We start from the raw sequence: 25,120 nt of genomic DNA on the forward strand, positions 1-25,120 counted from the left end.
AGGTGTGGCATGCCGCGGCATGCGAGGCTTGGTTCACCTCTCCCCGCTTGCGGGGAGAGGTCGAATTGCGCTCGGCGATGCGGAGCATCGTCCGGTGCAATTCGGGTGAGGGGGAGTCTCCGAGAGTACGTCTGTCACCTCCCTCGCGGAGGCTCCCCCTCACCCCAACCCTCTCCCCGCAAGCGGGGAGAGGGAGAAGGACATCAATCCTTCGGGCGCAGCTTCGCGACTTCGGCATCGCTCGGGAGATAGTCCGCGCCCTTTTTGTACGAAGAATCCACCATCACGCCCTTGCCGTCCTTGAGCGCGGTCTTGCCGACATAGGCACCGAGCGTCGATTGGTGGTCGATCTTGCGGAAGGTGATCTCGCCGAATGGCGACGGCATGGACAGCCCTTCCGCCGCGGCAATCAGCTTCTCCGGATCGGTCGAGCCGGCCTTCGCGAGAATGGCGGCGGCCGACTTGATGGTCTGGTAGCCGACGATCGAACCGAGACGCGGATAGTCGTTGTACTTGGCCTGGTAGGCCTTGAGGAACGCGTCATGCTCGGGCGTCTTGATCGAGTACCAGGGATAGCCGGTGACGATCCAGCCCTCCGGCGTCTCGTCCTTGAGCGGATCGAGATATTCGGGCTCGCCCGTGAGGAACGAGACGACTTCGCGCCCCTTGAACAGGCCGCGGGTGTTGCCTTCGCGCACGAGCTTCACGAGATCGGCGCCGAAGGTGACGTTGAGGATCGCTTCGGGATTGGCGGCGGCAACCGCCTGCACCACGGGACCTGCGTCGATCTTGCCCTGCGGCGGCCACTGCTCGTCGACCCACTGGATATCCGGACGCTTCTCCGACATCAGCTTCTTGAACACGGCGACCGCCGACTGGCCGTATTCGTAGTTCGGCGCGATCGTGGCCCAGCGCTTTGCGGGCAGCTTGCTGGCGGCTTCCACCAGCATCGCCGCCTGCATGTAGTTGGAGGGACGCAGGCGGAAAGTGTATTTGTTGCCCTTGGACCAGGTGATGGCGTCCGTGAGCGGCTCGGCCGCGAGGAAGAACACCTTCTTCTGGTTGGCGAAGTCAGAGACCGCAAGGCCGATGTTCGACAGGAACGTGCCTGCGAGCATCGCAACGCCCTCGCTCGAGACGAGCTCGTTGGCCGCGGTCTGCGCGTCGGCCGGCTTGCCGCCATCATCCTTGGAAATGACGACGAGCTTCTTGCCGTTGATGCCGCCGGCCGCGTTGATCTCCTCGACCGCAAGCTGCCAGCCCTTGCGATAGGGCTCGGTGAAGGCCGGCAGCAGCGAGTAGCTGTTGATCTCGCCGATCTTGATGTCCTGCGCCAGGGCCGAATGAGCCATGCCGCCCGCCAGAAGCGCGAAGGCCGCGCCCACAAAATAGTTTCTCGCTTGCATCCCAACCTCCAGTTTTGAACTCTCTACGTCTTCAGCGTAATCGTGTCGGGGAAGCTGTGCCCGCCTCCCCGGTTCAAACCCTATCTCAGACCGTCTTCGCCCTTGATCTCCGCGACTGTCAGCCCGCCGACGCGCGGCAGCGGACGGCCGCTGTCGGTGACGGCGACCGCGACCATGATCTCGTTGGCGCGCGGCGCGTCGTTGACCTGCACTTCCATGCCGTCGAAGTGACTGCGTACGAAGGCAGCATCCTTGTGCCCGAGCGGAATGTCCAGCGTCGTGCCCGGCCCGCTACGCTTCTTCGAGGAGGGGATCAGAGCTGCGCCCTTGCCCAGCACCTTGCGCACCGGCGCGCCCATCTTGGGGTGGAGGATGGCGGCGGCATGCTCAAGCTCGCCGTTCTCGCCGACGGCGGCGGCCTTGCCGTAGCTCTGCGCCTTGGCGCCATCGATGCCGAGCGCGGCCACCGCACGCTTCGACAAGAGCTCACCCAGCTCCTCGCCGATCGCGATCAGCGGCGAAAGATCCTCGACATATTTTCCGGCGAACGGATTCTCGATGACGGCAATCGCAGCCGCACGCCGGGTCGGCGGCGACACCTGCCGGCCCATCTCCATCTGCGTCTCTTCGACGACGGTGACGATCTTGCGAATGATCGCGCTCATGATTGTGTCCTCAGGCTCTTCCCTGTTCAGGCATGAACCGCGTTCTCCAGCTGACGCGGGCGCGCTTCTTGCCGTTCAATATCTTTCGGTCCGATGACAAGCATATCACCACAAAGCTGCAACACGGCACCCTCGATCAGTCCGCGGTCGAACAATTGCCGTGCACGTTCCGCGCCAGATTCGAGCGCGGCGGCGATCTCATCGTGAGACAGCTCGCCGACATCGCGGGTGACGAGGCGCGCGCCCAGATCGCTGTCGGGTTGAAGCTCGTTCGCAGGCTTCCGGACGATGGCGGGATGCCCGGGCAGATCGACGGCATTCGCGATCACCGTCGCCGCCGCATCGGCCTGCGCTGCGGTCGCCGCCAGCACCGTCACGGCATCGGCGACGCCGAGCGAAAAGCTGCGGCCGTGGCGTCCGCTGGTCGCGACGCCCCGCGTCTGGTCATTCGCATCGATCCTCATCGTCCGTATCACGCCGCCGTGGTCGGGCCGATCCATCAGGCCGACAGAAAAATGCGTGTCCGCTTCGAGATGAAGCGCGATGTCGCCACCATTGTTGACGTAAGCCCGATCGAGCGCCGCAGCGCGCAGCATCGCCCCCAGAATCTCCTCGGCCACGCTGCCGGCAACAGCCGCCATCGGCGTGATGAAGCAATCGGCGGCATAGGGCGCGACAGCGGCGTGCATACGACGCGCGACAGCGCCGGTCAGCGAAGTCCGCGTCGCAGCATCCGCACGCAGTTCAGTCAATTCCGCGCACAGCTCGTCGAGAAGCCCGGTGAACCGGCGCGCCGCAGCCTCATAGGCCGCGCGCACCTCGTCCGCACGCCCCCTCGCCTCCACGATCAGATCAATCGGTCCATCCTGCAAATGCAGCCGCCGGCCATCAGACAGCAATGCGATTTGCGGGAGCCTGGTCATGCCCGCGGCCCCGGAATCGGATTCTGCCAGGGCAGCTGGCGGACATCGTCGCCGTTCTGCACCTCGGAGAGCGGCTTCACGTAATCCATGTGGCCGCCGAGCGCGGCATAGTCCGACAGCTTCATCGTGAACTCGATCGGCGCGACCAGCGCCGGCGTCGGCACATAACCGAACGCGCCTGACGGCATCTGCGTCACGTCGACCATGTAGGTGATGCCGCCGCCGGGCCAGACATAGACCGGCGCGCCGCCGCTGGTGACGCGCGTCAGCGCATCCTTCACCGAACGCGTCAGCCGCACCGGATTGTCGGTGACGCCCGCGCGCAAGGAGCCGCCGGCCCCGGCCATGAACAGCACGGTGCACAGCGCGGGCTCGCAGTTTTCCTGGATACGCTCGACCGAGAATCTCAACTCGGCCGGCATCTCGGTCTCGATCGGCTTCAAGGCTTCGTCGAGCACGTAATACGACGAATGCTCGCCCGTGGTGGAGACCATCAGCATGGTCAAACCGGGCTTCGCTTCCTTGGGATCGAACGGCCCCAGGATCGCCAGCGGATCGGAGATGTTGGTGCCACCCCAGCCCGTGCCGGGATCGGCGACCTGGAAATAGCGGCCCGGCGTCGAGCGCCGCCCCTTCATCTTGATGCCGGTGTCGGCGATGTCGAGCAGCTTGCCAGCCTGATGCTCCGAGAGCACGCCGGTGATGTGGTCGTCGACAACGACGACCTCGTCGACCTTGCCGTGCCATTGCTTGGCGAACATGCCGATCGTCGCCGAGCCGCAGCCGACGCGCATGCGCACTTCTTTCATGCCGTTGACGATCGGCGGCTGCCCGGCCTGCACCACCACGGTGGCGCCACCGTCAATGGTGAGCTCGACCGCCTTGCAATTGGCGAGATCCATCAGCGTGTCGCAGGTGACGCGGCCCTCCTTCTTGGAGCCACCGGTGAGATGATGCACGCCGCCGAGCGACAGCATCTGCGAGCCATATTCGCTGGTCGTGACGTGGCCAACCGCCTCGCCCTGCGCGCGCACCGTCGCGGTCTCCGGACCAAGATAGCGATCGGTGTCGATCTTCACCTTGATCCCGCAATAGGAGAAGATGCCCTCGGTGACGACGGTCACCATGTCGACGCCGTCGACCTCCGCGGAGACGATGAACGGCGCCGGCTTGTAGTCGGGATAGGTCGTGCCCGCGCCGATCGCGGTCACGAAAGTCGAGGGTTCATGGACGATCTTGCCGTCCCAGTCCTCAGTGCGACTGAAGGGAACGAGCTTGCCGCCATGAGAAACGGTGCGCTCCAGGATCACATGCGGATCGACACGGACGAGCTTGCCGTCGTGATTGGCGTAGCGGTCGCAGGCACCAGCTGCGCCCGGCTTGATGTAGCACATCACCGGACAAGCATCGCAGCGGATCTTGTCGATGACGGCGCTCGTCGTTTCAATCACCATGTCGGAGCCGGCGGCCACTGCGGTTATCATTCGTACACGAACAATGTTGCGCGCGGTCCCCTGGCGCTGTCAAGCGGCGGTGCAGCGCAAAAGATGCGGCTGCCGCATAAAACCTCATTTGCCTATCAGCTCTGTCCACAAAGAAGGCAACCACGCTGCAGTGCGGGATGCACCGCTTGCACGTTTGTGTACAAACGGTATCGTTCGCCACGGTAGAGTTACGCGCGCTTGGGAACGAGGATGACGAAGACACCGATCCGCCTCACCGTGAACGGCAGGATCCACGAAGTCACGGCGGCGCCGGACACGCCGCTGCTCTATGTGCTTCGCAACGAGCTCGCGCTGAACGGCCCGAAATACGGTTGCGGCTTGGGTGAATGCGGCACCTGTACTGTCCTGATCGACGGCGCGGCGGCGCGCTCCTGCGTGATTCCCGTGAGCGGCTGCGCCGGCCGCGACATCGTGACGCTCGAAGGCCTCGGCACCCGCGACAAGCCCGATGTGGTGCAACAGGCCTTCATCGACGAGCAGGCCGCACAATGCGGCTATTGCCTCAACGGCATGATCATGACCACCAAGGCGCTGCTCGCGGTCAATCCGCGGCCGACCGAACAGGAGGCGCTGGCGGCGCTGCGCTACAATCTCTGCCGCTGCGGCACCCACGTCGAGATCCTGCGCGCGGTGATGCGGGCATCCGGCCAGCTCGCCGAGGCCGCGGACTGATGGCCTCCCCTGTTTCGAACGGAGCTGAGCGGCCATCGGGCTCGCTCATCGTCGCCCGCACCGTGGACGAGGTCACATCCGAGACCTTCGTTCGCATCACCGCGGACGGGGCGGTCACGGCCTATAACGGCCATGTCGATCTCGGCACCGGCATCCGCACCGCCCTGGGCCAGATCGTCGCCGAAGAGCTCGACGTCTCCTTTGCGCGCGTCGTGGTCGTGCTCGGCGACACGTCGGTGGTGCCGAACCAGGGCGCGACGATCGCCAGCGAAACCATCCAGATCACCGCCGTGCCCCTGCGCAAGGCCGCGGCGCAGGCGAGGCACTTCCTGATCGCGCGCGCGGCCGAGCGGCTGGAGCTGCCGGCCTCCGAGTTACGGATCGAGGACGGCCTCGTGCGCGGACACGACAACCGCAGCGTCAGCTATGGCGAGCTGATCGGCAGCGAAGAGATCCGGCTCGAGCTTGCCGACGATGTCGCGGTCAAACCCGTCGGCGACTACACGATCGTCGGCCAGTCGACGCCGCGCGTGGATCTGCCCGCCAAGGCCACGGGCGAGCTGACTTTCGTGCACGACATCCGCGTGCCCGGCATGCTGCATGGCCGCGTGGTGCGGCCGCCCTATGCCGGCGTCGATGCCGGACCGTTCGTCGGCACCAGCCTGCTCGCGGTCGATGAATCCTCGGTACGCGACATTCCCGGCCTGATCGCGGTGGTGCACATCGGCGATTTCGTCGGCGTTGTCGCCGAGCGCGAGGAGAATGCGATCCGCGCGGCAGAGCAGCTCGAGGTGAGCTGGAAACCGACACCAACCCTCACCGACCTTGCCGACGTCGAAACCGCGCTGCGCGCCAATCCGTCGACGCCGCGCACGTTGATCGACAAGGGCGACGTCGATGCGGCGATATCGGGCGCGGCCAGGCCGATGCAGCGCACTTACGTGTGGCCGTATCAGATGCACGCCTCGATCGGCCCGTCCTGTGCCGTCGCCGACTACAGGGACGGCAATATCCGCATCTGGTCGGGCACTCAGAACCCGCACGTGCTGCGCAGCGATCTTGCGCTCCTGATCGAACGTCCCGAGAGCGAGATCGACCTGATCCGGCTCGAAGCCGCAGGCTGCTACGGCCGCAACTGCGCCGACGACGTCACCGCCGACGCGCTGCTGCTGTCGCGCGCGGTCGGCCGGCCCGTGCGCGTGCAATTGACACGCGAGCAGGAGCACGCCTGGGAGCCCAAAGGCACCGCGCAGCTCGTCGACGTCAACGGCGGGCTCGATGCCGACGGCGGCATTGCCGGTTACGATCTCGCCACGCGCTATCCCTCGAACGCCGCGCCAACTCTGGCGCTGCTGCTGACCGGCCGCATCTCGCCCGATCCCGCCGTACTTCAGATGGGCGACCGCACCGCGATCCCGCCCTACGACTACGACCACATGCGCGTCGTTGCCCACGATATGCCCCCGATCGTGCGCGCCTCATGGTTCCGCGGCGTCTCGGCACTGCCGAACACCTTTGCGCATGAATCCTATATCGACGAAGCCGCGACCGAGGCCGGCGTTGACCCGATCGAATACCGCCTGCGCTATTTGAAAGACCAGCGCGCCGTCGATCTCGTCAATGCAGTGGCCGAACGCGCGGGCTGGACGCCGCGGCCCGTCCGCGAAGAGAAAGACGGCGAGGTCGTGCACGGGCGCGGCTTTGCCTACGCGCTTTATGTCCACAGCAAGTTTCCCGGCTATGGCGCGGCGTGGTCGGCCTGGGTCGCCGACGTCGCGGTGAACAAGGCGACCGGCGATGTCAGCGTCACGCGCGTTGTCGCGGGCCAGGACTCCGGCCTGATGATCAATCCGGACGGCGTGCGCCACCAGATCCATGGCAACGTCATCCAGTCCACCAGCCGCGCGCTGATGGAGGAAGTGTCGTTCGAACGCGGCGCGGTGGCGGCGCGGGAATGGGGCGCCTATCCCATCATCCCGTTCCCGGACGTGCCCAAGATCGACGTGTTGATGCTGCCGCGTCAGGATCAACCACCGCTCGGCGTCGGCGAATCCGCCTCGGTGCCGAGCGCGGCGGCGATCGCGAATGCGATCTTCGATGCCACCGGCGTGCGCTTTCGCGAGCCGCCATTCACGCCTGAACGCATCCTGAAAGGGCTGCACGGCGATACACCGGCGACACCACAGGCCCTGCCCGCTCCCGCGGCGTCGCCGCCGGCCCGCATCTGGCAAAACCCGTTCGCAAAGCGCGCCGGCGTCTTCGCGACCATTGCAGCTCTCTGCACTGCTGCAATCGGCGTCGGCGCGGCGCTGCTGCCGGGCCGCGCGATTGCACCCATCGCGCGCCCCGACGCGTCGGTCTATTCCGCGGCGACGATCGCGCGCGGAGAGCAGCTCGCGGCGCTCGGCAATTGCGCGGAGTGCCACACCTCGACCGGCGGCGCGCTCAACGCCGGCGGCCGCGCGCTTGAAACGCCGTTCGGCACGATCTACGCGACCAACATCACGCCCGACGTCGAGACCGGCATCGGCGCCTGGTCCTATCCAGCCTTCGAACGCGCCATGCGTGACGGACTGCATCGCGACGGACGGCAGCTCTATCCGGCCTTTCCCTACACGCATTTCGCCAAGACCAGCGACGCCGACATGCAGGCGCTCTACGCCTATCTGATGGCGCAGCCCGCGGTGCGCGCGACGCCGCCGGCGAATGCGCTCGCCTTCCCGTTCAATCTCCGTCCGCTGCTCGCAGGCTGGAATGCGCTGTTCCATGAGAGCCGAGAGTTCAAGCCCGATCCCGCCAAGTCCGAGCTTTGGAATCGCGGCGCCTATCTGGTCGAGGGGCTCGGCCATTGCAGCGGCTGCCATTCGCCGCGCAACGCGCTCGGCGTCGAGCAGCGCAATGCCTATCTCGCCGGCGGTTTCGCCGAGGGGTGGGAAGCACCGGCGCTGACCTCGATCTCGCACGCGCCGATCCCGTGGAACGAGGATGAGCTCTACGCCTATTTGCGCACCGGCCATTCGCGCTATCACGGCGTCGCCGCCGGACCGATGGCGCCGATCGTCCGAGACCTCAAGGCCCTGCCCGACCAGGACATCCGTGCGATGGCGGTCTATCTCAACTCGTTCAACGACGCCGCGACCGACCGGCAGGCAGAGGAAGCACTCGCGGCAAAGCTCGAGAGCGCAACGCAGGTCACCGTTGCCTCTTCCACCGGCGCGCGGTTGTACCTGGGCGCCTGCGCCGTCTGCCACGAGGTCGGCGGCCTGCCGCTGTTCGGCAGCCGGCCTTCGCTCGCGCTTAACAGCAACCTGCACAGCGCGACCGCGGACAATCTCGTGCAGGTGATCCTGCACGGCATCGCCGAACCGGTCACAAGCGATCTCGGCTACATGCCGGCGTTCAGGAACAGCATGAGCGATGCGCAGGTCGAGGAGCTCGTCACGTTCCTGCGCAGGCAGTTCGCACCCGACAAGCCGGCGTGGACCAACCTGCGCGAGACGATCGCGCGGGTGCGCAGCTTCAACCCCTGATGTCATTCCTGGGCGACGCGAAGCGGCGAGCTATGATGCGCAATTGCGCATCTGAGAATCCATAACCCCGGCTGGTGGTTATGGATTCCGGGCTCCCTCGCTACGCTCGGGCCCCGGAATGACGCTGAATGACACGTCGGATGTGCGACTCTAGCCGTGCTTCTTCATCTCCACCGGCGGCGTGCCATGGGTGTGGAACGACTCGATCGTCTTCAATCCCCAGGCCTGGCCCTTCTTGCGCTCCTCCTCGGTCCACACGATCGGCTTCCAATCGGGCGCGAGAATGAGGCGCGCGCCGGCATTGGCGACCTCGACGCGGTTGCCGCCGGGCTCGTAGACATAGAGGAAGAAAGTCTGCTGGATCGCGTGCTTGTGCGGGCCGGTCTCGATGTGCACGCCGTTCTCGAGGAAGATGTCGGCGGCGCGCAGAATCTCCTCGCGGCTGTCGAGCGCATAGGTGACGTGGTGGAAGCGGCCCGGCACGCCGGAATGGTCGAGCGAATAGGCGAAGTCGTAGCTCTTGTTCGACATCGTCAGCCACATCGCCGCTTCCCGGCCGTCATTGAGCACGATCTGCTCGGTGAGACGGCAGCCGAGATAGGTCTCGAAGAACTCGCGGTTGGCCTTGATGTCGACGGCGAGGCAGTTGAGATGGTCGAGACGGCGGACATTGACGCCGCGGGCCGGAAAGCGCTGCGCCTGGTTCTTCAGCGCCGGCTTGAGCTCCGGCGGCGCCTGATACCATTCGGTCTCGTAATAGAGCTCGACGATGTGGCCATCGGGATCGCGGCAGCGGAAGGTCGGCCCCTGCCCCATGTCGCCGTCGATCCAGCCGATGTCGAAGCCGGATCCTTTCAGCGCCGCGACCCGGCGCTCCAGCGCCTGCTGGCTGCGCGCCCGCAGCGCCATGTGGCCCATGCCCGAGGTCTTCGACGCCGTCAGCTTGAGCGAATAGCGCTCGTAATCATCCCAGCCGCGCAAGTAGGCCGACTCGCCTTGTCGTCCGCTGATGGTCATGCCCATGACATCGACGAAGAATTTCAGGCTCTCGTCGGGCTTCGGCGTCAGCAGCTCCATGTGGCCGAGATGGGCGAGATCGAGGATTGGTTCGGGCTGCATGACTTCCTCCCAGGGTCGCTACGTTCCGCCGGACCGGACGGCGCGATTGAGCGCGGGGCACAACGACGCGCGCCCCGCATGGCGCCGGTGGCAGCGATTTCATTTGTACTAATGTACAAATGATTAGGTCCCGTCAACAAATCAAGCCGCAGCGCCCTTGCAAATGACGGCCCGGCCGGGACCGGCGGGCCTTCCAAACCGGCGATCGCCCGCCTGGATGGTAAAGTCTTCCTTAAGGCTGACCTGACGCATTGGCCCGGAAAAACAGCAGTTTCCCGGCGATTCCGCCCACAAGTATGCATCAGGACCAAACCTGTTGGCCGAATTACCGCTGATTTAACGGAGCAGGCGCGCCCGGCGTTTAACCCTTTGTCCAGCGACGGCCGCGCATAGTCCGAAGCAAATCCCTTAGCTCTTGCCGGGTTCATTCATCGTGACATCCTTTGGACGCGTGATTTCGGTTCGCGGATCGCTCGCCCGGGTCGGGCTATTGGCGGCAAGCCAGATGCCGATCTCGGAGGTTCGGGCGACCGTCGGCCGTTTCGTCAGCATTCGCTGCGCCAGCTCCGTCATCGTTGCGATGATCACCGAGGTCTCCTGCGAGAATCTGTCGAGCTCCGACGGCTACATCGCCATCGCCTCGGTCGACCTGCTCGGCGAGATCCTCAACGCCGCGGACAAGGCCAAATTCCAGCGCGGCGTCACTAACTATCCGACCATCGGCGATGCCGTCGACCTGATCACCAGCCAGGAGCTGCGCACGATCTACGCGCCGACTGGGTCGGACCAGATCAATGTGGGCTTCCTCCAGCAGGATCGCTCCGTCGTCGCCTATGTCGATGTCGAGGAAATGCTGTCCAAGCATTTTGCGGTGCTGGGCTCGACCGGCGTCGGCAAATCGACCGGCGTCTCGCTCCTGCTCAATGAGATCCTGAAGGCGCGGCCGAACCTGCGCATCTTCCTGCTCGACGTGCACAACGAATATGGCCGCTGCTTCGGCGACCGCGCGCTGGTGCTCAACCCGCGGAACCTGAAACTGCCGTTCTGGCTGTTCAACTTCGAGGAAATTGTCGACGTGCTGTTCGGCGGCCGCGCCGGCGTGCCCGAGGAGCTCGACATCCTCGCCGAGGTGATCCCGCTGGCCAAGGGCGTCTACACCCAGTACCAGAACGCCGACCGCATCGGCCTCAAGCGCATCGACCCCAAGCAGATCGGCTACACGGTCGACACGCCGGTGCCCTATCGCCTGGTCGACCTGCTGTCGCTGATCGACGAGCGCATGGGCAAGCTCGAGAACCGCTCCTCGCGTATCATCTATCACAAGCTGATCTCGCGCATCGAGGCCGTGCGCAACGACCCGCGCTACGCCTTCATGTTCGACAACGCCAATGTCGGCGGCGACACCATGGCCGAAGTGATCAGCCATCTGTTCCGCCTGCCGGCCAACGGCAAGCCGATGACGGTGATGCAGCTCGCCGGCTTCCCGGCCGAAGTGATCGATTCTGTCGTCTCGGTGCTGTGCCGCATGGCCTTCGACTTCGGCCTGTGGAGCGACGGCGTCTCGCCGCTGCTGTTCGTCTGCGAGGAAGCGCATCGCTATGCCTCCGCCGACCGCAACGTCGGCTTCGGGCCGACCCGCAAGGCGGTGTCGCGCATCGCCAAGGAGGGTCGTAAATACGGCGTCTATCTCGGCCTCATCACCCAGCGCCCCGCCGAGCTCGACGCCACCATCATCTCCCAGTGCAACACGCTGTTCACGATGCGTCTCGCCAACGACCGCGACCAGGCGCTGCTGCGCGCCGCGGTCTCGGACGCCGCCGCGAACCTGCTCTCCTTCGTCCCCTCGCTCGGCACGCGTGAAGTGCTGGCGTTCGGTGAAGGCGTGGCATTGCCGACGCGCCTGCGCTTCAAGGAAGTGCCCCCGCACCAATTGCCGCGCGGCGAGGCCACCATCTCGAGCGTGCCGTCGGTCACCTCCGGTCACGACATGCATTTCGTCAGCGCAGTGCTCGAACGCTGGCGCGGCGCCACCTCGCAGCGCGACGTGCCCAACGACCCCGTGTTCTCGGCGCCGCCGGCGAAGACGATGTCCAGCGTCGAAGCCCCGATGCTGCAACCATCGATGGGCCTCGATCCGGACCGCTTCTCGCTGTTGAAGAAGCCGCTGCGGTAGCGCATCTCTCGTGTCCCGGACGCGCCGCAGCGTGCAACGCTGCTGCGCCGCGTCCGGGGCACGAGACCTTGCGACGCCTCTGGAGCGTCTCGCCGGCATCGACTATGGTTCCCGCCCCAAGCCGGAACCATGCCCATGACAAAAGCCACGCAACGCTTCCCCGCACCCGCCCTCGAAACGCTGCCCGAGGACATCCGTACGCGCCTCCTTGCCGTGCAGGAGAAGAGCGGCTTCGTGCCGAACGTGTTCCTGACGCTGGCTTATCGTCCCGACGAGTTCCGCGCCTTCTTCGCCTATCACGACGCGCTGATGGAGAAGGACGGCGGCCTCACCAAGGCCGAGCGCGAGATGATCGTGGTGGCGACTTCGGCGGCGAACCAGTGCCAATATTGCGTGATCGCCCACGGTGCGATCCTGCGCATCCGAGCCAAGAACCCGCTGATTGCCGATCAGGTCGCGGTGAATTACCGCAAGGCCGACATCAGCCCGCGGCAGAAGGCGATGCTCGACTTCGCGATGAAGGTCTCGACTGACGCGCAGCGGATTTCCGAGGACGATTTCGCCACGCTCCAACCGCACGGCTTCAGCGACGACGACATCTGGGACATCGCCGCGATCGCCGCCTTCTTCGCATTGTCGAACCGGCTGGCGAATTTCACCGGCATGCGCCCGAACGAGGAGTTCTACCTGATGGGACGACTGCCGAAGACGTGACGGGCAAGACATGACCGAGCTGGACTGGCCCGAAATCCTGCTTCGCCTCGGCGCGGCGACGCTCGCCGGCGGCGCGATCGGCCTCAACCGCGACCTGCACGGCAAGCCGATCGGGCTGAAGACGCTCGGCATCGTCGGGCTCTCCACCGCAACCGTCGTGCTGCTCGCAGTCCAGTTCGCCGAGCCCGGCAGGATGACCGATGCGACGAGCCGTGTGATCCAGGGCATCCTGACCGGCATCGGCTTTCTCGGTGCCGGGGTCATCGTCCACGAGAGCGACCGCTTTCGCGTGCGGGGCCTGACCAGCGCGGCCTGCACCTTTCTCGCCGCCTGTCTCGGCATTGCCTGCGGCGTCGGACAATGGAAGATCGTCCTGCTCGCGCTCGCTGTCGCCTTCGTGCTGCTCACGATCGGCCGCTGCATCGAGCGCTGGCTGCATCGCGCCCTCGGCGGTAGAGAGGATCCGCACCGGCCGGAGACCACGCCGCCCGCGGGTCCCCGCAATAGCGGCTAGTGATCATACGCCGCGCAATCGCCTCGGAGGCGAGCGCGTGCAAGGCTCCATCGGATCGAAGGAGCCTGGCGAGCACTGCATCTGCCGCAACCCGATCGCCTGCTGCCGCATTCTGTCTCGCTCACGTCTTCCGCCGCAGGCTCCAGAGACTTCCAGCGCCCAGAATGGCGGTCACGAGCAGAATCGCAACGAAGGTCTGGATGATCGTGAAGTTCAGGGCATCGCGCGCAACGAACAGCGCGGTGACCGCGCCGGCGATGACGAAGAGGATGCGAAAGATGATGCTCATGGCCATGCCTCCAGTCAGCATGACCTGGAGCCCACCTCGCCCTCGATATCGGGACGCCATGCTGCTTCGGCAATCATGCAGGCGGACCATAGCCGCCGGCCGCCGCCGCAAATTTGCGGAAGATCAAGCGTGTCCGGGCCGCCAAGCCGCTAGCGTTTTGTCATCAGCTCGAGCGCCGGCGCAAAACGATCGGCAAATGTCAATGTCTTGGCGTGGTGAACTGCGGCAAACGATGCCGAAATCCCTGCTGAGGCGACGGCGAGCAAGGCAATGGCAAGAACCAGACGGCGCATTCCGGCCTCCTGTGTAAGCTCGATACCTCAAAGATGTGGGGTGGCCCTGTTTCAGGACCGCTTCATGGAGACGGGAAAGTGATTTCGCTCAAGCGACCGTGATGTGGTGCGGCTGGTGGTGCCGGTGGCGCCACGGCCCTAATCATCCGCCGGACCGCACCAGCCGGGCAGATAGATGGCATTCTTGCTTCTGGCTGCGGCCATCGCCTTCTCGATCGCCCTGTCGAAATCGGACTCCACCAACTTGCGCGAGACCTGTCGGCGCAGGAAATCAGCCCACAGAAATTCCGAGAACGGCGTGGTGTCTTTGGCAAAGCCGCCCATGCGGCGCAACTCGCCGGCAAGGCTGCGAAACGGATCGTCCTCGAGGTCGGCAACCGATTTCGGCAGGTCGCGGAACGATCTCCGCTCGCCCTTGGCGTCGTAGGGATAGGCCCAGCGCTTGTTGTCCATGACGCCCCAGAATGCCTTGCGCTCGACCATCCTGAGGTCGCCGACGATGGTCACCAACACCTCCTTGACGCCTTCATCGTGCAGCGCTCGGCCGAGATGATGATGATCGATCACGTAGTAGCGCGAATCGGGGCCGTAGACGACGGGGATCATGTGCTTGCCGAGCAGATCAGCCTGCTTCTTCTCGTCGTGCTCGCGCCAGCGCTTGCGCTTCTCCCTGACCTCGCGCATGCCGACCGTCATCTGCGTCGGCCGGAGCGACAGGATCGGGACAGGATGCACTCGCGGCTCGCGCGTATTGGTCATGATCGATAGGTCCTCGGATGGTCCGGCTTCCCGCGACTATGCCATGGGCCCCGCGGCGACAAAATGCGTTCGGAAAGGACGCCGAGATCACAAGTCGGTACTGGCGGGACGAAGGGACGAACTCCGTGGAGGTCGCGATCCCTGTCGTTGCGGCGCAACCCGCGCCACCACCACGACGGCCGGTTCCCGGTGGGCTCCACACCGGCCCATGTACAAATAGTGCAAATGCACAAATGCCCGCGAGCATTGAGAAGATTTTCTGCAACGCGCGCGCCACGTATGCTATCTAAATCGGCGCTTCGGAGTGATCCCCGCCCCATGAACAACCAGCGGCCCATAAGCTCGGATGACGAGCACCGGGTGCTCCAGTTCAGGCCGCGCACCTCGCCTCCCACGGCGGCCCAGCGCGGCAACGGCACCGTACAACCGTTGCGCGTCGCTCCCGAACGGCTGGACCTGTCGCGCTACGAGCGGCCCCGCGCCGAACCCGACAATTTCCGCCAGCGCATGCTTGCCAACATCGCGGCGCTGGCCTTCACCATCGCGCTGACCGCGATCGGGATCTGGCTCGCGGTCAGCATCGCCGACCTGCGCCGGACCCAGGATTGCGTGCTGATGGGTCGCCGCGACTGCGTCAAGATCACGACGCCGCATATTTAGGGACCGGCCCGCCGCTGGCCGTCCGGCGGAAGGGCCCCGGTGGCCATCCCAAGCCTGTCCCTTTGCGATCCCCTTGGCCTGCCCGGCTCCATTGAACTCGGGGCGGGGCTCCGATATACGGGCTTTCGACCCGGCCAGAGGGGGGTTTGAGGGCGTCATTCGGGGCGCGATGCCCACCCACCGTGCCACTCTGGACAACCTGACAAATACCCGCAATATATCAAAGGCTTAGTGATGTCTTCCACATTCGATCAGGTCGCCACGATCATCGCTGAAACCTGCGACATCCCGCGCGACACGATCACGCCCGATAGCCACGCCATCGATGACCTCGGCATCGACAGCCTCGATTTTCTGGACATCGCGTTCGCGATCGACAAGCAGTTCGGCATCAAGCTGCCGCTGGAGAAGTGGACTCAGGAGGTCAACGACGGCAAGGCGACCACCGAGCAATATTTCGTGCTGAAGAACCTGTGCGCCCGCATCGACGAACTGGTTGCGGCCAAGGGCGCGAGCGCCTAAGGGCGCAGTCATGCAACTCGAATACTTCCACATGATCGACCGCATCGTCGACCTCAAGGTCGACGAGAAGACGATCGTCGTCGAAGCGCAGGTCCCGAAGGAGAGCACCATCTTCGAGGGGCACTTCCCGGGCTATCCCTTGATGCCCGGCGTGCTCCTGATCGAATCGATGGCGCAGGCCTCGGGCTGGCTTCAGCTCGGCGTATTTAGGTTCGAGCGTATGCCGATCCTGGCCGCCGTGAAGGAGGCCAAGGTCCGCGGCTCGGTCTTCCCCGGCGATCTCATGAGCATCGAAGCGCGCCTCACCCATGAAGGCTCCGGCTATGCGATGACCGAAGCCAAGATCAGAGTCGGCGGCAAGCTGCGCGCCAATTCGGCGCTCACCTTCACGCTGATCCCCTTCCCCAATGCGGATATGCGCGGATACATGGCGAAAGTCGCCGAGCGTGTCGGCTTTCCGCAACAGGCCGTATCGCCATGACTGACACTCCCGCTTCGAAGCCCGGCCAGACCGAAGTCTGGATCACCGGCATTGGCCTTGCGACCTCGCTCGGCGAGGGTCTGGACGCCAACTGGGCCGCGCTTCAGGAGAAGCGAATCAATGTCGACGAGAAGGGCTTCGCGCCCTACATCGTACATCCGCTGATGCCAGTTGCCTTCGACAGCCAGATCCCGAAGAAGGGCGATCAGCGCCAGATGGAAGCCTGGCAGCGCATCGGCACATACGCCGCCGGTCTTGCGCTCGATTCCGCCGGCATCAAGGGCAACAAGGACATTCTGTCGAAGATCGACATGGTCGTCGCCGCCGGCGGCGGAGAGCGCGATCTCAACGTCGACAGCGGCGTGCTGACGGCCGAGGCCAAGGGCGCCAACGCGCCCGGCTTCCTCAACGAGCGCTTGATGAGCGATCTCAGGCCGACGCTGTTTTTGGCCCAGCTCTCCAACCTGCTCGCCGGCAACATCGCCATCGTGCACGGCCTGGGGGGCACTTCGCGCACCTTCATGGGCGAAGAGGTCGCCGGCGCCGATGCCGCCCGCATTGCGCTTGCGCGCATCGCCTCGGGCGAAAGTGACATCGCGCTGGTCGGCGGCTCGCACAATGGCGAACGCAAGGACCTGTTGGTCCTCTACGAATTCGGCGACTTCAACCTCAAGGACAAGTTCGCTCCCGTATGGGCGCGCAAGAATCACGCCGGCTTCGCGCTCGGCTCGGCCGGCGCCTTCCTGGTGCTGGAATCGAAGACGCATGCGCAAGCGCGCGGCGCAAAGCCGTTCGCGAAATTGTCGAGCGTCGTCGCGGACCTCGCCAAACGCAAGCGACCCGGCGACATGGCCGCGACGCTGGAAAAGCTGTGGGCCAAGCTGCCGAGGCGCGAGGGTAAGGGCGCCATCATCACCGGAGCGACCGGTGCCGAGCCCGCGACCTCGGAAGAGCACGGCTTCCTGAAGGGCCATGCCGACTTTCCGGTGCGCTCGACCGGCACGGTGTTCGGCCACGCCATGGAGACGCAATTCCCGCTCGGAATTGCGCTCGCTGCGCTGTCGATCTCGCGTGGTGCACTGTTCCCGCCGAACGATTCGACCGGCACCGAGATTGAAATGCAGGGGGCGCCCACCCAGATTGTGGTGGTGGGAGCTGGACACTGGCGCGGCGAAGGCATGGCGCTGGTCGAGGCAGTTTAGTTAGCTCAAGCGGGGATCGACATGACTGCAGCACGCGACAAATTCGGGCGCCCCGTCGTCGTCGTCACCGGCATGGGCATCTTGACGTCGCTCGGTGCCGGCAAGGCCGATAATTGGGCGAAGCTCGTCGCCGGCGAATCCGGTATCCGCACCATCACGCGTTTTCCGATCGACGGCCTGAAGACCACGATGGCGGGCACGGTCGATTTCGTCAGCGTCGATCCGTTCTCGTCCACCGCCCTGTCCGAACGGATGGCCGAGATCGCGACGCAGGAAGCGCTGGAGCAGGCCGGCATCGGCGCCAAGGCCGATTTCCCCGGCCCCCTCTTTCTTGCCGTTGCGCCGGTCGAGGTGGAATGGCCGCAGCGTCGCGAACTGGGGCGCGCCGTCGGCCAGCTCGACATCAACTATGACGATCTGCTGCGCATTTCCGGCGGCGGCAAGTACAGCGCCTACCATCATCGCTTCATGTTCGGCTCGGTCGCCGCATCTCTCGCCGAGACGTTCGGCACCAAGGGGTCGCCGATCTCGCTGTCCACGGCCTGCGCCTCGGGTGCGACCTCGATCCAGCTCGGCGTCGAGGCGATCCGCCGCGGCGAGACCGATGCCGCGCTGTGCGTCGCGACCGACGGCACCGTGAACCCGGAAGCGCTGGTGCGCTTCTCGCTGCTGTCGGCGCTGTCGACCCAGAACGATCCGCCGCAAGCAGCCTCCCGTCCCTTCTCCAAGAACCGCGATGGTTTTGTGATGGCCGAAGGCGCCGGCGCACTGGTGCTCGAAAGCTACGAGGCGGCGACTGCGCGCGGCGCGAAGATCCTCGGCGTGATTGCCGGCTGCGGCGAGCTCACCGATTCCTTCCATCGCACCCGCTCCTCGCCCGACGGCAAGCCGATCATCGGCTGCATGAACAAGACGCTGGCCGATGCCGGCATGACGCCGGACCAGATCGACCACATCAACGCGCACGGCACCTCGACACCCGAAAACGACAAGATGGAGTTCAACACGACATCGGCGGTGTTCGGCGAGCTCGCGCAGAAGATTCCGGTCACCTCCAACAAGTCGATGGTCGGCCACACCATCTCGGCCGCCGGCGGGGTGGAGGCGATCTTCTCGCTGCTGACGCTCGAGCATCAGCGCATTCCGCCGACCATCAACTACGACATTCCTGATCCCGCAATCCTGTTCAACGTCGTCGGCAACAAGGCGCGCGACGCCCGCGTGACCGCGGTGATGTCGAATTCGTTCGGCTTCGGCGGTCAGAACGCCTCGCTGATCCTGACCCGCGAACCGTTCTGACCGGACGCATGGCGCTGCTTCCTGCGAGCACGAAGGCCCGCGCGCGGGAGGCTGCCAAATCGCTCGGCGGAAGCCTGATCGGCGCGGCGACGGTCGCGATGCTGCGCACCACGCGCTATTTCGATCCGGCCAAGACCTCGGACTTCTTCGCGCGCGCCGTCAAGCTGATCGGCCCGCGCCTGCGCGAGCACCGCATCGGCCGCGCCAACCTCACCGCCGCCTTTCCGGAGAAATCGCCGGAGGAGATCGACCGGATCCTGATGGGCGTCTGGGACAATCTCGGCCGCGTCGGCGCCGAGTTCGCCCATATCGACCACGTCTGGGACTACGATCGCGATGGCCCGGAGAAGAGTCGAATGGAGATTTCCCCGCGCAGCATCGAGCTGTTCGACCAGATCCGCGACGATGGCAAGCCGGCGCTGATCTTCGCCGCTCACCTTGCGAACTGGGAATTGCCGGCGCTCGCCGCGGTCGCGCATGGCCTGGATACCGCGATTCTCTATCGCCGCCCGAACATCGCCTCGGCCGACCGCATCATCCAGGAGATGCGCCAGGTCAACATGGGCACGCTGATCCCGGCCGGCCGCGACGCGCCGCTGCGGCTCGCGCAGGCGCTGAAGGATGGCAAGCACGTCGCGATGCTGATCGACCAGTATCTGACCGGCGGCGTCGAAGTCACCTTCTTCGGCCGCAAGACTCGCGCCAACCCGATGCTGGCGCGGCTCTTGCGCCAGATCGAATGCCCGATCCATGGCGTCCGCATCATCCGCCTGCCCGACGGCCGCTTCCGCGGCGAGCTGACCGAAGAGGTCAAGCCGGTGCGCGATGCCGATGGCAAGATCGACATCCAGGGTACCACGCAGGCGATCACGAGCGTGGTGGAAGGCTGGGTGCGCGAGCATCCGGAGCAGTGGCTGTGGCTGCACCGAAGGTGGCGGTAGGCTGGCGCTATTTGCTCAGCGGCCGCATTCGGACTCGGCCAGGCTCGATCACAGAAAAATGGCCCGCCCAATCGTCACGGGCCAAGATCAGGTCGGCGAGCACTTTGCCAATCCGCCCGGGTGCCGGCGGAGGAATGCGTAACAATACGATACCGCATGCGGTCGGCAGCGATGACGCTTTGGCCAACTCCCCAAAGTCCTTATCAAAGGTGAGCAGGATCCGTTGTTCGTGCGACGTTCGCGCCAACACTTCTCGATCGCTGCTACCAGGAGCCGAAGCTCGGATCCAGATGACGTCGCGACCTGATGCACGAAGTACATCGACGGCGGAGCCGGGAAAATTCTCGTCCGCGAGAAAACGCATCTCAAGCCGCGGTCGGGTGAACCCGTTCGACGCTCAGTGAGTCGCGTGCGTAGGCCAAGCACGCGAGAATGTCCTCGCGGGAAATGCCCGGATAGTTCGCCAAAATATCGGCTTCGCTCCAACCGTCTGCCATCAATCCGATGATGAACTCGACCGCAATGCGGGTCCCGCGAATCACGGGCTTGCCGGCGAGGACATCAGGTGCGAGCGAAATGCGAGGGTGATCTGTCATTGCTCAAGGCCTAGTCTGTCAGCTGAGGCAGATAGTACACCAATTCGCGCGGGACAGCGAATTTGGAACCTAACTGCCTTTACCGTCCCGTCTTCACCCTGGTCCAGAGCCGGTTGATGATCCGCTGTGTCGCCGGCTCGCGCGCCGTGATGACGAACAGCTTTGCGAGCGTCGCCTCGTCCGGATAGATGTTCTTGTCGCCCAGGATTTTTGGATCGACCAGCTTCTGGCTGGCGAGATTGCCGCTCGCGTAGGACAGGAAGTCCGAGTTCTTGGCGGCAACGTCGGGGCGATAGAGGTAGTTGATCAGCTCGTAGGCTTCCTTGACGTTCTTGGCATCCGCGGGGATCGCGAGATTGTCGAAGAACATCTGCGCACCCTCCTTCGGAATGGCATAGCCGATCTCGATGCCATTCTTGGCTTCGGCCGCGCGGGCGCGGGCCTGCATGATGTCGCCGGACCAGCCGACCACGAAGCAGATCTCGCCGGTCGCGAGCGCGCTGAGATATTCGGACGAGTGGAACTTGCGCACCGACGGGCGAACCTTCGCGACGGCCTCGGCGGCCTTCTCGAGGTCGGCCTGCTTGGTCGAGTTCGGATCGAGCCCGAGATAGTTCAGCGCCGCCGGAAAGATGTCGTCGGCGGAGTCGAGCATGTGCACGCCGCAATCTTTGAACTTTGCCAGGTTCTCCGGCTTGAAGACGATGTCCCAGCTGTCGATCTTCGCGTCAGCCCCGAGGATCTGCTTCACCTTGGCGATGTTGTAGCCGATGCCCGTCGTGCCCCACATGTAGTTGGCGGCGTAGACGTTGCCTGGATCGTAGATGCCGAGACGCTGCGTCACCACCGGCCAGGCATTGCTAAGGTTCGGCAGCCTCGACTTGTCGAGTTTCTGGAAGATGTTGGCCTTGATCTGTCGCTGCAGGAAATAGGCGGTGGGGACCACGACGTCATAGCCGGACTTGCCGGCCATCAGGCGCGTCTCCAGCGTCTCGTTGGCATCGAAGGTGTCGTAGACCACCTTGATGCCGGTCTCCCTGGTGAAGGCCTCCAGGACACCCGGCGCCATGTAGTTGGACCAGTTGTAGAAGTTGACGACACGCTCCTCGGCCCTTGCCGGGACGATGAGCAACGTCAGCGCTGCGGCGAATGCAAAACCAAGGCAAAGCCAGGAAAAGCAAAGCCTCGAGCGGCCGACGTTCGACATCGCTACCTCTTGCGCCCGCGCACCGCGTCCGACAGCCGCTCCAGCGCGGTGTCGAGGGTCTGGTCCTTCTTGGCGAAGCAGAAGCGCACCACCGAGGTTACGGGGTCCTGCTCGTAGAAGGCCGAGACCGGGATCGCCGCCACCTTGTAGTCTTTCACGATGCGCCAGCAGAATTCCGTGTCACTCTCGTTCAGCCCGAGCGGTGACAGGTCGACGGTGAGGAAGTAGGTGCCTTGTGACTTCAGCACAGGGAAGCCGAGGCTCTCCAGCCCCCTGGTCAGGCGGTCCCTGCTCCGCGTCAGATCCTTGCGCATCGACAGGAAATAGTCGTCGGACTTGCCGAGGCCGTAGGCGACGGCGGCCTGCAGGTTCGGCGCGGTGGTGAAGGTCAGGAACTGGTGCACCTTGGCGGCGACGCGCAGCAAGGGCGGTGCGGCGCAGACGAAGCCGATCTTCCAGCCCGTCAGCGAGAAGATCTTGCCGGCCGAGCCGACCTTGATGGTGCGCTCGCGCATGCCGGGGATGGTGATGAGCGGGATGTGCTTGTGCTCGTCGAAGGTGACGTGCTCCCAGACCTCGTCGCAGATCGCGATGACGTCGAACTCCTGGCAGTAGCGCGCGAGCAGCTCGAGGTCCTCGCGCGGATAGACCACCGCGCTAGGATTCAAGGGATTGTTGAACAGCACCGCCTTGGTCTTTGAATTGAAGACGCTTTTCAGCATGTCCTCATTCAGCCGCCAGTGCGGCGGCTCGAGACGGACCAGGCGCGGAATGCCGCCCGCCTGGCGGATGATGGGCAAATAGGAATCGTAGACCGGCTGGAAGCAGACCACCTCGTCGCCGGGCTGGACCACCGCCAGGATCGCCGAGGTCAGCGCCTCGGTGCCGCCGGAGGTCACCATCACTTCGCTCATCGGATCGAGCGTGAGGCCGTGCCAGTGGCCATAATGGGTCGCGATTGCCTGGCGCAGCTCCGGCAGGCCCATCATCGACGGGTACTGGTTGTAGCCGTTCAGCGAGGCCTCGGCCGCGGCGCGGCGGATGTCCTCGGGGCCGGGATCGTCGGGAAAGCCCTGCCCGAGATTGATGGCATTGTTGTCGCGGGCCGCCTGCGACATCGCCTCGAAGATGGTGACGGGAAGGTCGGCAAAGACCTTGTTCAGGGACGAGCTTTTGGACATCTTGTTAGACATTGGGGCCGATCAGCCACCGACCTTGCTGGGGAGCCCCGCCGCCTTCCAGCCCAGCATGCCGCCGGCCAGATGCTTGTCGTAAGGAAGGCCCGCCGCCTGCGCCGCCAGCGAGGCCGTCACGGAGCGTTTTCCCGAGCGGCAGGCGAACACGACCTCCTTGCCGGCGGGATCGGGAATCGCCTTGGGATCGAAGGTCGAGAGCGGAACCACGACGCCGTAAGGGTAAGCCTCGGCTTGAACCTCGTTCGGTTCGCGAACGTCGACGAGCAGATAGCGCCCTTCCGCGATGCCCTTGGAAACCTCGTCCGGGGTCAGATCCTGTACTTGATTCGCCACATCATCCTCCAACGTCGCAGGCGCATGCCGGGGCGACCCGGCCGGCGGCAACCTCGCCTCTCGGGAGACGAAAATCAAGCGCTACAAAGGCTTGAGCCGCACGGCGCAAGTTAAAGCTAAATCGCAGCGGCTTGAAGATCCGCTTCGAATCCCCGCCCTAGATGGTCACCTGCGTGCCAACCTCGACCACGCGGCCGGACGGGATCTGGAAATAGTCGGTGGCGTCGTTGGCGGAGCGGCTGAGCGAGATGAACAGCCGGTCCTGCCACCGCGGCATGCCGGAATGGACGGCGGGCTTCAACGCCCGGCGCGACAGGAAGAACGAGGTCGACATGATGTCGAACTGCCAGCCCAGCTTGCGGGCGATCGCCAGCGCCTTCGGCACGTTGGGCGATTCCATGAAGCCGAACTTCAGCGTCACCTTGGAGAAGGTCGGTGAGATCTGCTCCAGCCTGACCCGCTCGGACGGATCGATGCGCGGGGTCTGCGCGGTCTCGATGGTGAGAATGACGTTCTTCTCGTGCAGCACCTTGTAGTGCTTCAGGCTATGCATCAGCGCGGTCGGCGCGCTGATTGGGTCCGAGGTGAGGAATACCGCGGTTCCCGGCACGCGCTGGGGCGGCCGCTTCTCCAGCATGGCGACGAGCTCGGCGAGCGGGAACTCGAGCTTGCGCGACTTCTCGAACAAGAGCCGGCTGCCGCGCCGCCACGTGTACATCAGGATGATCATGAGCGCGCCGAGCGCCAGCGGCACCCAGCCGCCCTCGACGACCTTGAGCAGGTTGGCGGAGAGGAAGGTCAGGTCGAGGAACAGGAATGGCGCAATGAGAGCAGCGGCGGCGAATGGCGACCACCGCCAGACCTTCCAGATCACGACAAAGCCCATCATGGCCGTGACCACCATGGTGCCGGTGACCGAGATGCCGTAGGCCGAGGCCAGGGCACTGGAGGAGCGGAACATGAGCACCAGCAGCACCACCGCGACCAGCAGCAACTGGTTGATGCGTGGGATGAAGATCTGGCCGGAATGGGCTTCCGACGTATGGCGAATTTCAAAGCGCGGCAGCAGGCCAAGTTGGATCGCCTGCCGCGTCAGCGAATAGGCGCCGGTGATGACCGCTTGGCTTGCGATCACGGTCGCCATGGTCGCGAGCACGACCATGCAGCCGCGGACAAAACCTTGAGGAAAGAGCTGGAAGAACGGGCTGACGATCGCGCCGGGATCGGCGAGCACCAGCGCCCCCTGCCCCAGATAGTTCAGCGCCAGCGACGGCAGCACGATGGACAGCCAGGCGGTCTGAATCGGCCGCTTGCCGAAATGGCCGAGGTCGGCATAGAGCGCCTCGGCGCCGGTGACGGCCAGGAACACCGCGCCCAGCGTCACGAAGCCGATCAGGCCGTGGTGGAGCATAAAGGACACGGCATAGAGCGGGTTCAGCGCGTATAGCACCTGCGGCTGCTCGATGATCGGATGAATCGCCGCCGCAGCGAGGACTGCGAACCAGACGCACATGATCGGACCGAAGAAGGCGGCAACGCGGGCGGTGCCGCGGGATTGCACGGCGAACAGAGCGACCAGGATCACCACGGTCAGCGGAACGATGTAAGGCTCGAACTTCAGGGTGACGTCCTTCATGCCCTCGATCGCCGACAGCACCGAGAGCGCCGGCGTGATCACGGCGTCGCCGTAGAACAAGGCTCCGGAAATGATGCCTAGCAGCACGATGGTCGTGCTGCCGGCGCCCACCGCACGCTGGGCCAGCGCCATCAGCGCCAGCGTGCCGCCCTCGCCGTTGTTGTCGGCGCGGAGCAGGATCACGACATATTTGAGCGTCACCACGATGATGAGCGCCCACAGGATCAGGGAGAGCACGCCGAGCACGGCCGCAGCCGTCGGCAGGCCGTCGTGCCCGGAAGCCGCCGTCACCGCCTCGCGGAACGCGTAGAGCGGGCTGGTGCCGATATCGCCATAGACGACGCCGATGCTGCCGAGCGTCAGCGCACCGAAACCGGCGGTGGTGTGGGCCTCACCATGCCCATTGACCGCCGCCGTTTCCGGGGCGGTAATCGCTGCGTCGTTTGTCATGGGAGAGCCCAGTGGCCTCTAAAAATGCTTCACTG

General features: G+C 64.9%; 25 protein-coding genes. 11 read left to right on the plus strand and 14 right to left on the minus strand.

The annotated features are described in order from the left end of the window. Positions 1-203 precede the first annotated feature (203 nt). The 4 genes from IVB23_RS04680 to IVB23_RS04695 form a co-directional block, all read right to left on the minus strand. Positions 204-1,406, minus strand: coding sequence for an ABC transporter substrate-binding protein (locus tag IVB23_RS04680; protein ID WP_247802641.1), 1,203 nt, complete (start codon positions 1,404-1,406; stop codon positions 204-206). Positions 1,407-1,486: 80 nt separating this feature from the next. Continuing rightward, positions 1,487-2,071 (minus strand): amino acid synthesis family protein, encoded by a 585-nt coding sequence (locus IVB23_RS04685; RefSeq protein ID WP_061877681.1) that lies wholly within the window; start codon positions 2,069-2,071, stop codon positions 1,487-1,489. A 26-nt stretch (positions 2,072-2,097) separates the two neighbouring features. Beyond that, positions 2,098-2,994 (minus strand): UPF0280 family protein, encoded by an 897-nt coding sequence (locus IVB23_RS04690; RefSeq protein ID WP_247802643.1) that lies wholly within the window; start codon positions 2,992-2,994, stop codon positions 2,098-2,100. Continuing rightward, entirely contained in the window at positions 2,991-4,448 is a 1,458-nt protein-coding gene (locus tag IVB23_RS04695; protein ID WP_061877745.1) for a hypothetical protein, read from the minus strand. Before IVB23_RS04695 ends, IVB23_RS04690 begins: the two co-directional genes overlap by 4 nt. A 240-nt stretch (positions 4,449-4,688) precedes the next feature. On the opposite strand from IVB23_RS04695, the gene IVB23_RS04700 reads away from it, so the two are divergent. Both IVB23_RS04700 and IVB23_RS04705 read left to right on the plus strand, forming a co-directional pair. Beyond that, positions 4,689-5,171, plus strand: coding sequence for a (2Fe-2S)-binding protein (locus IVB23_RS04700; RefSeq protein WP_061877682.1), 483 nt, complete (start codon positions 4,689-4,691; stop codon positions 5,169-5,171). After that, entirely contained in the window at positions 5,171-8,701 is a 3,531-nt protein-coding gene (locus IVB23_RS04705) for a molybdopterin cofactor-binding domain-containing protein (RefSeq protein ID WP_247802644.1), read from the plus strand. Before IVB23_RS04700 ends, IVB23_RS04705 begins: the two co-directional genes overlap by 1 nt. A 150-nt stretch (positions 8,702-8,851) precedes the next feature. Here IVB23_RS04705 and IVB23_RS04710 read toward each other — a convergent pair whose 3' ends face one another. Then, positions 8,852-9,820, minus strand: a complete 969-nt coding sequence (locus IVB23_RS04710; RefSeq protein WP_247802646.1) for a catechol 2,3-dioxygenase — start codon at positions 9,818-9,820, stop codon at positions 8,852-8,854. Between the two features lie 433 nt (positions 9,821-10,253). Here IVB23_RS04710 and IVB23_RS04715 point away from each other — a divergent pair, with 433 nt between their 5' ends. The 3 genes from IVB23_RS04715 (at position 10,254) to IVB23_RS04725 (ending at position 13,221) form a co-directional block, all read left to right on the plus strand. Further along, a complete protein-coding gene (locus IVB23_RS04715; protein ID WP_028178555.1) occupies positions 10,254-11,993 on the plus strand; it encodes a DUF87 domain-containing protein in 1,740 nt (579 codons plus the stop codon). A 135-nt stretch (positions 11,994-12,128) separates the two neighbouring features. Then, on the plus strand, positions 12,129-12,707 hold the full coding sequence (locus IVB23_RS04720; RefSeq protein ID WP_247802648.1) for a peroxidase-related enzyme: 579 nt from the start codon (positions 12,129-12,131) through the stop codon (positions 12,705-12,707). 10 nt (positions 12,708-12,717) lie between these two features. After that, on the plus strand, positions 12,718-13,221 hold the full coding sequence (locus IVB23_RS04725; protein WP_247802649.1) for an MgtC/SapB family protein: 504 nt from the start codon (positions 12,718-12,720) through the stop codon (positions 13,219-13,221). A gap of 121 nt (positions 13,222-13,342) precedes the next feature. Here the strand turns inward: IVB23_RS04725 and IVB23_RS04730 are convergent, their stop codons facing one another. The 3 genes from IVB23_RS04730 to IVB23_RS04740 all read right to left on the minus strand — a co-directional run bounded on the left by IVB23_RS04730 (position 13,343) and on the right by IVB23_RS04740 (position 14,562). Continuing rightward, the gene (locus IVB23_RS04730) at positions 13,343-13,510 is read right to left on the minus strand and encodes a hypothetical protein (protein ID WP_165936397.1); all 168 of its coding nucleotides are present in this window, start codon (positions 13,508-13,510) and stop codon (positions 13,343-13,345) included. Positions 13,511-13,659: 149 nt separating this feature from the next. Beyond that, positions 13,660-13,803: a hypothetical protein gene (locus tag IVB23_RS04735; RefSeq protein WP_165936396.1), complete on the minus strand. Its 144-nt coding sequence runs from the start codon at positions 13,801-13,803 to the stop codon at positions 13,660-13,662. Positions 13,804-13,941: 138 nt separating this feature from the next. After that, positions 13,942-14,562, minus strand: a complete 621-nt coding sequence (locus IVB23_RS04740) for a ParB-like protein (RefSeq protein ID WP_197965865.1) — start codon at positions 14,560-14,562, stop codon at positions 13,942-13,944. A 318-nt stretch (positions 14,563-14,880) separates the two neighbouring features. On the opposite strand from IVB23_RS04740, the gene IVB23_RS04745 reads away from it, so the two are divergent. The 6 genes from IVB23_RS04745 to IVB23_RS04770 all read left to right on the plus strand — a co-directional run bounded on the left by IVB23_RS04745 (position 14,881) and on the right by IVB23_RS04770 (position 19,667). Next, complete coding sequence (locus tag IVB23_RS04745) at positions 14,881-15,222, plus strand: hypothetical protein (RefSeq protein WP_061877688.1); 342 nt, start codon at positions 14,881-14,883, stop codon at positions 15,220-15,222. A gap of 234 nt (positions 15,223-15,456) precedes the next feature. Further along, the gene (locus IVB23_RS04750; RefSeq protein ID WP_007592476.1) at positions 15,457-15,744 is read left to right on the plus strand and encodes an acyl carrier protein; all 288 of its coding nucleotides are present in this window, start codon (positions 15,457-15,459) and stop codon (positions 15,742-15,744) included. A 10-nt stretch (positions 15,745-15,754) separates the two neighbouring features. Next, complete coding sequence (locus IVB23_RS04755) at positions 15,755-16,225, plus strand: 3-hydroxyacyl-ACP dehydratase FabZ family protein (protein ID WP_061877689.1); 471 nt, start codon at positions 15,755-15,757, stop codon at positions 16,223-16,225. Next, entirely contained in the window at positions 16,222-17,427 is a 1,206-nt protein-coding gene (locus IVB23_RS04760; RefSeq protein ID WP_247802651.1) for a beta-ketoacyl-ACP synthase, read from the plus strand. Before IVB23_RS04755 ends, IVB23_RS04760 begins: the two co-directional genes overlap by 4 nt. Positions 17,428-17,448: 21 nt before the next feature. Further along, positions 17,449-18,726, plus strand: coding sequence for a beta-ketoacyl-ACP synthase (locus IVB23_RS04765; RefSeq protein WP_197965864.1), 1,278 nt, complete (start codon positions 17,449-17,451; stop codon positions 18,724-18,726). 8 nt (positions 18,727-18,734) lie between these two features. Further along, positions 18,735-19,667 (plus strand): lipid A biosynthesis lauroyl acyltransferase, encoded by a 933-nt coding sequence (locus IVB23_RS04770; protein ID WP_197965863.1) that lies wholly within the window; start codon positions 18,735-18,737, stop codon positions 19,665-19,667. Between the two features lie 7 nt (positions 19,668-19,674). Here the strand turns inward: IVB23_RS04770 and IVB23_RS04775 are convergent, their stop codons facing one another. The 6 genes from IVB23_RS04775 to IVB23_RS04800 all read right to left on the minus strand — a co-directional run bounded on the left by IVB23_RS04775 (position 19,675) and on the right by IVB23_RS04800 (position 25,085). Further along, positions 19,675-20,031 (minus strand): DUF5615 family PIN-like protein, encoded by a 357-nt coding sequence (locus IVB23_RS04775; protein ID WP_247802653.1) that lies wholly within the window; start codon positions 20,029-20,031, stop codon positions 19,675-19,677. Position 20,032: 1 nt separating this feature from the next. Then, positions 20,033-20,263, minus strand: a complete 231-nt coding sequence (locus tag IVB23_RS04780; protein WP_197965861.1) for a DUF433 domain-containing protein — start codon at positions 20,261-20,263, stop codon at positions 20,033-20,035. 79 nt (positions 20,264-20,342) lie between these two features. Continuing rightward, positions 20,343-21,470, minus strand: a complete 1,128-nt coding sequence (locus IVB23_RS04785) for a polyamine ABC transporter substrate-binding protein (RefSeq protein WP_247802654.1) — start codon at positions 21,468-21,470, stop codon at positions 20,343-20,345. A 2-nt stretch (positions 21,471-21,472) separates the two neighbouring features. Further along, complete coding sequence (locus IVB23_RS04790; RefSeq protein ID WP_247804762.1) at positions 21,473-22,651, minus strand: aminotransferase; 1,179 nt, start codon at positions 22,649-22,651, stop codon at positions 21,473-21,475. Between the two features lie 21 nt (positions 22,652-22,672). After that, positions 22,673-22,999 (minus strand): rhodanese-like domain-containing protein, encoded by a 327-nt coding sequence (locus tag IVB23_RS04795; RefSeq protein ID WP_061877747.1) that lies wholly within the window; start codon positions 22,997-22,999, stop codon positions 22,673-22,675. Between the two features lie 157 nt (positions 23,000-23,156). Further along, positions 23,157-25,085, minus strand: coding sequence for a potassium transporter Kup (locus IVB23_RS04800; protein ID WP_247802656.1), 1,929 nt, complete (start codon positions 25,083-25,085; stop codon positions 23,157-23,159). Between the last annotated feature and the right edge of the window lie 35 nt (positions 25,086-25,120).

The sequence above is a fragment of the Bradyrhizobium sp. 191 genome, from assembly GCF_023100985.1.
Lineage (GTDB): Bacteria > Pseudomonadota > Alphaproteobacteria > Rhizobiales > Xanthobacteraceae > Bradyrhizobium > Bradyrhizobium diversitatis.

Excerpts from the sequence above, each read along its gene's own strand:
- IVB23_RS04680 (WP_247802641.1), bottom strand. The coding sequence starts at position 1,406 with ATGCAAGCGAGAAACTATTTTGTGGGCGCGGCCTTCGCGCTTCTGGCG.
- IVB23_RS04685 (WP_061877681.1), bottom strand. The coding sequence starts at position 2,071 with ATGAGCGCGATCATTCGCAAGATCGTCACCGTCGTCGAAGAGACGCAG.
- IVB23_RS04690 (WP_247802643.1), bottom strand. The coding sequence starts at position 2,994 with ATGACCAGGCTCCCGCAAATCGCATTGCTGTCTGATGGCCGGCGGCTG.
- IVB23_RS04695 (WP_061877745.1), bottom strand. The coding sequence starts at position 4,448 with ATGGTGATTGAAACGACGAGCGCCGTCATCGACAAGATCCGCTGCGAT.
- IVB23_RS04700 (WP_061877682.1), top strand. The coding sequence starts at position 4,689 with ATGACGAAGACACCGATCCGCCTCACCGTGAACGGCAGGATCCACGAA.
- IVB23_RS04705 (WP_247802644.1), top strand. The coding sequence starts at position 5,171 with ATGGCCTCCCCTGTTTCGAACGGAGCTGAGCGGCCATCGGGCTCGCTC.
- IVB23_RS04710 (WP_247802646.1), bottom strand. The coding sequence starts at position 9,820 with ATGCAGCCCGAACCAATCCTCGATCTCGCCCATCTCGGCCACATGGAG.
- IVB23_RS04720 (WP_247802648.1), top strand. The coding sequence starts at position 12,129 with ATGACAAAAGCCACGCAACGCTTCCCCGCACCCGCCCTCGAAACGCTG.
- IVB23_RS04725 (WP_247802649.1), top strand. The coding sequence starts at position 12,718 with ATGACCGAGCTGGACTGGCCCGAAATCCTGCTTCGCCTCGGCGCGGCG.
- IVB23_RS04730 (WP_165936397.1), bottom strand. The coding sequence starts at position 13,510 with ATGAGCATCATCTTTCGCATCCTCTTCGTCATCGCCGGCGCGGTCACC.
- IVB23_RS04735 (WP_165936396.1), bottom strand. The coding sequence starts at position 13,803 with ATGCGCCGTCTGGTTCTTGCCATTGCCTTGCTCGCCGTCGCCTCAGCA.
- IVB23_RS04740 (WP_197965865.1), bottom strand. The coding sequence starts at position 14,562 with ATGACCAATACGCGCGAGCCGCGAGTGCATCCTGTCCCGATCCTGTCG.
- IVB23_RS04745 (WP_061877688.1), top strand. The coding sequence starts at position 14,881 with ATGAACAACCAGCGGCCCATAAGCTCGGATGACGAGCACCGGGTGCTC.
- IVB23_RS04750 (WP_007592476.1), top strand. The coding sequence starts at position 15,457 with ATGTCTTCCACATTCGATCAGGTCGCCACGATCATCGCTGAAACCTGC.
- IVB23_RS04755 (WP_061877689.1), top strand. The coding sequence starts at position 15,755 with ATGCAACTCGAATACTTCCACATGATCGACCGCATCGTCGACCTCAAG.
- IVB23_RS04760 (WP_247802651.1), top strand. The coding sequence starts at position 16,222 with ATGACTGACACTCCCGCTTCGAAGCCCGGCCAGACCGAAGTCTGGATC.
- IVB23_RS04765 (WP_197965864.1), top strand. The coding sequence starts at position 17,449 with ATGACTGCAGCACGCGACAAATTCGGGCGCCCCGTCGTCGTCGTCACC.
- IVB23_RS04770 (WP_197965863.1), top strand. The coding sequence starts at position 18,735 with ATGGCGCTGCTTCCTGCGAGCACGAAGGCCCGCGCGCGGGAGGCTGCC.
- IVB23_RS04775 (WP_247802653.1), bottom strand. The coding sequence starts at position 20,031 with ATGCGTTTTCTCGCGGACGAGAATTTTCCCGGCTCCGCCGTCGATGTA.
- IVB23_RS04780 (WP_197965861.1), bottom strand. The coding sequence starts at position 20,263 with ATGACAGATCACCCTCGCATTTCGCTCGCACCTGATGTCCTCGCCGGC.
- IVB23_RS04785 (WP_247802654.1), bottom strand. The coding sequence starts at position 21,470 with ATGTCGAACGTCGGCCGCTCGAGGCTTTGCTTTTCCTGGCTTTGCCTT.
- IVB23_RS04790 (WP_247804762.1), bottom strand. The coding sequence starts at position 22,651 with ATGTCCAAAAGCTCGTCCCTGAACAAGGTCTTTGCCGACCTTCCCGTC.
- IVB23_RS04800 (WP_247802656.1), bottom strand. The coding sequence starts at position 25,085 with ATGACAAACGACGCAGCGATTACCGCCCCGGAAACGGCGGCGGTCAAT.